General features: G+C 36.6%; 9 protein-coding genes and 1 pseudogene. 7 read left to right on the forward strand and 3 right to left on the reverse strand.

Annotation, left to right across the window (positions count from 1 at the left end):
- A partial coding sequence (locus tag ASJ81_RS07840) for an ISNCY family transposase (protein ID WP_095642727.1) occupies positions 1–943 on the reverse strand: 943 nt, incomplete at its 3' end.
- 148 nt (positions 944–1,091) lie between these two features.
- Between ASJ81_RS07840 and ASJ81_RS07845 the strand changes: the two genes are divergently transcribed.
- From ASJ81_RS07845 to ASJ81_RS07870, 6 genes are all read left to right on the forward strand, one after another.
- Complete coding sequence (locus ASJ81_RS07845) at positions 1,092–1,724, forward strand: class I SAM-dependent methyltransferase (protein WP_095644001.1); 633 nt, start codon at positions 1,092–1,094, stop codon at positions 1,722–1,724.
- Between the two features lie 442 nt (positions 1,725–2,166).
- Positions 2,167–2,418 carry a DUF7557 family protein gene (locus ASJ81_RS07850; RefSeq protein ID WP_048109045.1) on the forward strand — a complete coding sequence of 84 codons (252 nt, stop codon included), beginning with the start codon at positions 2,167–2,169 and terminating at the stop codon, positions 2,416–2,418.
- Between the two features lie 4 nt (positions 2,419–2,422).
- Entirely contained in the window at positions 2,423–2,806 is a 384-nt protein-coding gene (locus tag ASJ81_RS07855; RefSeq protein ID WP_245859926.1) for a type II toxin-antitoxin system death-on-curing family toxin, read from the forward strand.
- Between the two features lie 396 nt (positions 2,807–3,202).
- Positions 3,203–3,748, forward strand: a complete 546-nt coding sequence (locus ASJ81_RS07860; RefSeq protein WP_170943236.1) for a hypothetical protein — start codon at positions 3,203–3,205, stop codon at positions 3,746–3,748.
- A 60-nt stretch (positions 3,749–3,808) separates the two neighbouring features.
- A complete protein-coding gene (locus tag ASJ81_RS07865) occupies positions 3,809–4,465 on the forward strand; it encodes a hypothetical protein (protein WP_095644004.1) in 657 nt (218 codons plus the stop codon).
- Positions 4,466–4,657: 192 nt separating this feature from the next.
- On the forward strand, positions 4,658–5,428 hold the full coding sequence (locus ASJ81_RS07870) for a carboxymuconolactone decarboxylase family protein (RefSeq protein ID WP_170943237.1): 771 nt from the start codon (positions 4,658–4,660) through the stop codon (positions 5,426–5,428).
- A 316-nt stretch (positions 5,429–5,744) separates the two neighbouring features.
- Here the strand turns inward: ASJ81_RS07870 and ASJ81_RS23645 are convergent, their stop codons facing one another.
- On the reverse strand, positions 5,745–6,329 hold the full coding sequence (locus tag ASJ81_RS23645) for a double-stranded RNA binding motif domain-containing protein (RefSeq protein ID WP_245859928.1): 585 nt from the start codon (positions 6,327–6,329) through the stop codon (positions 5,745–5,747).
- A gap of 106 nt (positions 6,330–6,435) precedes the next feature.
- Between ASJ81_RS23645 and ASJ81_RS23650 the strand changes: the two genes are divergently transcribed.
- Positions 6,436–6,627 carry a hypothetical protein gene (locus tag ASJ81_RS23650; protein ID WP_245859930.1) on the forward strand — a complete coding sequence of 64 codons (192 nt, stop codon included), beginning with the start codon at positions 6,436–6,438 and terminating at the stop codon, positions 6,625–6,627.
- Between the two features lie 50 nt (positions 6,628–6,677).
- On the opposite strand, the pseudogene ASJ81_RS24410 reads toward ASJ81_RS23650, so the two are convergent.
- Positions 6,678–6,827: pseudogene (locus ASJ81_RS24410) on the reverse strand (hypothetical protein); the annotation flags it as partial.
- Between the last annotated feature and the right edge of the window lies 1 nt (position 6,828).

Here is a 6,828-nt window from a genome sequence, read left to right on the forward strand (position 1 = left end):
TTTCTAGCTTCAATTTATATCTAAATCGGTTAAATTCCTTTTTTGCCTTTATACTCCATTCTTGATGCTTTTCTTCATTCATAATTACGTTAAGTTCTTCAGATAGAATTTTTTCCAGGAATTTAATCTCATTTTCACGATTGTAAAATATATTCAATAACCTGTATTTTAATAGTTCCTGTTCAATTGTTGTTTTCTTCGGAAAATCGCTAACTATAAGCTTGTTTAAGTGCATCAAACAGTATTGATGCACTAACTTATCCCCAAAAACTTCCTTTAAAATATCTGGGTATCTCTTATCAAAATCCGTAACAATAAACACAGGTTCTGATGTATCTAGATTTTTTCGTAGAAACGTTTTGATGGTTTCTGAACTTTTATCCTCAAAAAGTTCATCTGCTATTGTTCTTTGAGTTTTTGCATCCAGTAATGTTAAACGGTATTTCTGACAACGTCCCTCTTTTGGATGCTGTTCGTCATAGTGCACCATATGTACATTTTCTAAAATTGGAACATTTTCCTGTTCCATTTCTTTGTTGAATGTTCTAAAAATAGTGCTTCTTGATCTTGGAAATATGAAGCTCATTATATCAGAAATTCCATCATAAGAAACTTTATGGTATCTGAGCACCTGGAAAAAATTATTAAATGAATCAAAAAGTAAAGTTTTCAGACCTTCCCAAAAACTATGATCTTCTTCGTCTGTACTACCACAATTTTGGCATTTGTATCGACCAATGCTGATTTTTCCAAGACCTTTTTTGATGTATAGATTATAGCCGTTATGAACCATAGGAGCACTGCAAATAGGGCAGGCTGGAGGAATTTTTCTACGAAAAATTCCTCTTGTGGTATATTCGTAATCATTGCTATAACTATCAAAAAGGTATGAGAGAGCAGGGAGTTCCGATAAGTTATTAAGAGTAAGATTTATAATTACCATTGTTTTTGCCGTAACATCATTACATAATTAGAGAATTATAAATTTATGTAGTGATGTTACACTTACTTTCATCACTAGATTTTGGAACTGAGTCAATTAATAGAGAGTAGTATAAAATTTGTCTGTTAGGAATTATAAGGAGTTAGTTATGAGCGAACTATCTAGAAAGTTGAATCAATGCAGAAAGCCTGCCGGAGAAGCAGGTAAACTGGTTGCGGATGAAATGAATATCAGCCATTATGAACTGACGAGCTGGGGCTTTGAAAAAATAGGTATTAAGCAGGATAGTATAATTTTGGATATCGGGTGCGGCGGGGGTAGAACAGTAAACAGGTTGGCCTTACTTGCACCTGAAGGAAAAGTTTTTGGAATAGATTATTCTAATGACTGTGTAAACTGGTCGATCGAATTTAATAAAGGATTAATAGACAGCGGAAAAGTTGAGATACATAATGCAAGTGTAGAAAAAATTCCTTTTGAGGATAACAGTTTTGATTTGGCACTGGCGGTTGAAACTGTTTATTTCTGGCCCAATCTTATCGAAAACTTTTTTGAAATTAAAAGGGTTTTAAAACCTTCCGGCAGGATTATGATAATTAACGAAATGTATACCAGCCAGAGCTTTAAGGACAGAAATGACCCGTATGTAAAGGCTGGTAATCTTAAACTACATACACCGCAAGAACTGGAGGAATTATTAAAAAGGGCCGGGTACGTAAATATAAAAACACATTTGGTAGAAAATAAAAACTGGATGTGCTGTATAGGAGAAAAAAAATAGCTAATGTTTTGTAGTGCGCCTGATGGATAGAGTGTATATAATTAGAAAGATTAGAAGGCTCGTATTCTATAACATTTTATTAAAAATTATAACTATTCAGCCTAGATAAAGCAACATCAATAGCCATCTTTACTAAAATTCAATATACAAATTTCTGTCAGGTAATTTTCTTTGATTATTGGCGATTGACTATGTTTTTCATTGTTCGTAAGTTATTTTTCGGATTCCTCGATTTAGTAGAATCAATATCAATAGACATGTTTTTATAGGCTGAATATTTACATCAAAAATATTCTTGAGCAAGATCCACTAAAACAAGGATTGAAACAAATGAACGCATACTTACAAAGAATACTAACAAGCCATTTTTAGTAAATTCTATTAGAGTCAATCCTATGTTGAGTTAGATATGTTAATATTCTGTTATAACATATTATAATATATGTCTACTATAGCCATTGACCCAGATGTAAAGGAATCACTTAAAGAATTTAAGATCACAGAAAACGAGTCTTACAATTCCATTATCAAACGGCTCATTGTTAAAGTTAAAGAAACGGCAGAGTATAAACCAATGTTCCCAAAAGAAGAGAACACCGAACGAAGAGAATCACATGTCAAAGATTTTGATGCATGGTTGGATAGGAAACTCATAGAAGACAAAGAGATCTTAGACGCACTCGGAAGAAAGTGATATATTGATTAGCTTAATTGATGTCTTAAAAATTCATCAACGGGTGATTGACTATGACAAAGAAGAGAATCCTGACGATTATACGCCTGCAATTAGATCTCTTGCTACATTAGAGTTAATGTTTGAATATATGATAAAGGAATCTAACACCGTTTTTCAAAATGCTGCAATTGTAGTTTATACCATTGTCTCAAGACATCCGTTTTTTAACGGAAATAAAAGAACGGGATACGAAGCAATGAATTTTGTTCTTGAGGATAGTGGGTATACACTTACATCTACTCCACAAGAAACGATAGAATTTATAGTCAAGATTGCAGCAACTGAAAACAAGATGAAGCCGGCTGAAATTGAAGAATGGATTATTAATCATGCCATCAAAAAATAAAAATTATTTTATTAATATATGGACTATCAAAAAATAACCCAAAAGATTGTCTATTTTATTGGCCAGTATCTTTTCATGCCTGAAGATAATATTCTTGAGCAAGATCCACTAAAACAAGGATTGAAACTTAAATATTCTGGCCTTTTGTTTTTCATGGATTGTTAAGCATTAAACAATTCACAGGAAAAAATCATAAAGTTAAAAAGTACTGAGGCCTTACATCTATTCTCAAAGGAGTTCATACAGGACAATTTATGTTTAAATGCACGGACAAGCATTTTAATTGAATAGATGGTGGTCGAAATTAAAGAACAGAACAAATTAACTAATTCCGTATTTAATATTATCTGGATGGTTTCTGTATTTAATTTATTACTTTCAGGCCTTTTTCTTTACATGGGAGAATATATCTCAGGTGAAGAAATGTTAAGCGATTCTATCGGACCATCAAAAGATATCGATAACGAGGTCATACTTACTGAAAACGAAGTGGTGACCTTTGTGTTTAAAACAGAGGAACCGTATTCCAGCTCTGAACTGTTAAGGATCACCATAGTTGATCCGGGAAACATAGAGCATTCCTGGGAGAAAGATTTCTATGGATCCACAATTGGCGGGTCACGAGGGACTGAAAGAGGAGCTAAAGATTACTTTTCGTTTACGCCTGAAGTATCAGGGATGCATCACATAAAAATAAGTAACGCCGACTTCCAAACAGATGTCAAGCTGGTTTCGGGAATGGTAAATCCACATGAGCGACCTTTCCTTTTGGCAACACTGTTCATATCTTTTCTGGTCATGTCAGCAGGTATTTTGTCATTGAAGAAAGGAACAATCAAGGAATTTTCAAAGTCCAGAAGCTTTTCGATTAACAGAATACTCAACTTTTGTATAGCCTTGTCTATAAGCCTGGTTATAGTGTATAACGTGGTTGGTCTATAACATTTATAAGCCGGTTTTATGAAACTCAAAATATAATCAGAGAAAGTTAGGTGAGTAGGTATGAACACAACACAAGCAAAAAAACAGTTTTGTCAGCGCTTCGATCCTGATAAAGAAAAAATAGTTGGTTTTTTAAAGGATTATGTAATTGGCAAAAAACTTGATACAGATGAAGTAGTTTATCATCTTGAAGAAGGCAGACTGGAAGGAGTTTACTCCGATAAAATGTTTTTTTCGAATTTGGTTCTGTCCGAGCACGGATTCCAGTTTGACATGACCACTGTCACCCTTGAAAAAATATACGTTCTGGATTCGGATAAAAGAAGGAGCTCCGTCAAAAAAGATTTTAACGGTGTAAGCGTATTTCGATACGAACTGGCAGAGCGCAGAAGTACCTCCGGGATAACCGGGATAATGAGATTGATTTCTTCCACCGTCCGCGAGCATACGATGGAAGGGATTGCTTATGGGGTATGTGATTTGCAACTGGAAAACAGTCAATTAAGCTGGAGTGAACAGCAACTGCTGTACAGGGACATGCCAGCAGACAACGATAACCATCGCCCGGTTGCCTTTGATGCAAAAATAAGGTTTTATCTGGAGAACGGAAAATTGAGGTTTGAGTATATTCCAACGTATTATGATTTCGACCCTGATAAACTTACAAGAACGTTATCTAAAGATCAGTATCCTGCTTTTGTTACGAAAGAGCAGTAAAACTGTGAATTTTCTTGAAATAGTACAGTTTCATGTTTAAAATATTTCTATTAGATTAATTTAGAAACATGGATAATAAATTGTTTCAAGTTATCATACACAGTTCAGCCAGGAAATGGGTCCCAGTTATATAAGGATTGAAATAAAATACTGAGTATAGATGTGGAGTGTAATATTATGGAGTGTAATATTATGGAAAATGAAAGATATGAAAGAGGATGGTTGAAATTAAAAGAAATCGATGGGAAAGTAGGGGAAGAGATAGTTAAAAATTTAGGGAGTATTTCTCCAGATTTGAGTAAATACATCATTGAGTTCTCTTTTGGGGATGTTTATTCGAGGGAGAGTACCAGTTTAAAGCAAAAAGAAATTGCAGTTGTAGCTGCACTGACCGCAATGGGAAATGCCGCACCTCAATTAAATGTCCATATTAACGGGGCATTAAACGTGGGCTGTTCTGTAGAAGAAATATTGGAAGTTATAATACAGATGTCAAGTTACAGCGGATTTCCAGGTTCACTAAATGCAATAAACGTACTGAAGGAAGTCATAAAAGATCGAAAAATAACCTTTGAACCTGTTAAAGAAGACAAAAACGGAGATAGGTTTTCAATCGGACTTGAAATGTTATCACAGTTAGAAAAAAACCAGGTACAAATACTGAAGGAAAATCTGGATAATATAGCCCCGGACATGGTTGAATATATTATTGCATACGGTTATGGTGATGTTTACAGCAGGAAGAACTTAAGCTTGAAAATGAGGCAGATCTCCACAATAGCTGCACTTACAGCCATGGGTACTGCCAGACCTCAACTTGCTTTCCATATCAAAGCAGGTTTAAATATCGGATTAACAAAAGAAGAAATAACTGAAACTATAATCCTTATGTGCGTTTATGCCGGATTTCCTGCTGCATTAAACGGTATAAGTACTGCAAAAGAGGTCTTTGAGAATCTTTAAAATAGATTCAAAAATGATTTTTTCAGAACCAGGGGCAAGATCCGTTAAACCACTGATTGAAACTTACAACCTGCATTCTGCAGATGTAGAATTTATTTGCCGATTTGCCTTGTCTTTTCATCAAATCCAATTTTAAATTTTTAACTTATTGCCTTATTGGGAAAATAAGTGGCATTTTTGTGTAAATCTACGGAAAGTGGGTTACAACTACCTTTTGTTTTCCTTTTTCTGTAATCATTCGAGAGCAAGATCCACTAAAACAAGGACTGAAACTAAAAGAACCAGGGCGCTTCTCACTACAGCCTCGAACCCGGTATTAACTCTCGGACACTAAAGTGTATATCATTTCTCTAGCCGCTAGCCGTTTGGCCCTCTGCTTTTTTCCTGCCTGTCCGGTGCTGGTCGAGGAGCCAAAGGTGCAGGTACAGGTGAAAATAGGTTTGCAGGTAGGTCCTTCCGCCTTAAATAAATAAACCGGCAAGGGAAGTTTCTTTGCCTGACAATACTCCTGCAAGGCAAAAATCGGGTCTTTTGACGTGTTAATCGTCACTTCTTCACTACTGGCCGGCAAATCTATTATCGTGGTCTTAAAGTCCGGAACTGGTAAGCCCAGGATAGTAGCTAGCAGGTCTACGGATGCCCGCTGAGTTGCTCCTTTCTTTGTCAAGTCCTCGTATACGGCAGACCGGTACTCTATATTATTTACTCTGATGGTGCTCTGGGCAGTAAACACTGGTAAATTACCACGAATCGTATTGGTCACTTTGTATACTGGCATCTGCCAGCCCAGTATATGCTGCACGATGTCGAAGATCGAGACTGCCTTGTGAGGCGCAGTTGCAATTTCCTCCAGCAATGCTCTTCTAAGCTCAGTCCATCTTTTGCCATCAGGGGCTTGCAATAGTACTAGCTCCGCACAGATGATCGGTAGCTTGCCAAGGCGTCTTCGGAAAGCATCGTAGTAGACCTCGGGACAGTCATCCTCTTTGCGGATAAGGAGTTTGGTTATGCGCTCAAAATCTGTATCGCTCGCACTATCTATCCGATTTCTCAGGATGGCAGACTCAGCTTTTCTATACGCCTTTTCCTTCATGTACTCACTTTTAGCCTTGTCGTTTTCAAGGTGCATCAGGTTGATATGCGATGCAATTGCCAGAATCTCCTCTTTAGAATGGGGCAAGGGTTCGTTCTGGATGTGAGCCCGGATCTGCTGCTGATTCACAAGATCAGCATACCTTCGGATGGGCGAGGTAAAATGGGTATATGCACCTAGGTTCAGTCCGAAATGGCCAAGGATGACAGGGCCATATTCCGCTCTGTTAAGCATCATATACGTGGTATCTCTGACAGTAGCTATGTTTACCTCAGGGATGACAGTGATGCTTTCGAGCAACTTCATT

The sequence above is a fragment of the Methanosarcina spelaei genome, from assembly GCF_002287235.1.
In the GTDB taxonomy this organism is placed as follows: Archaea; Halobacteriota; Methanosarcinia; order Methanosarcinales; family Methanosarcinaceae; genus Methanosarcina; species Methanosarcina spelaei.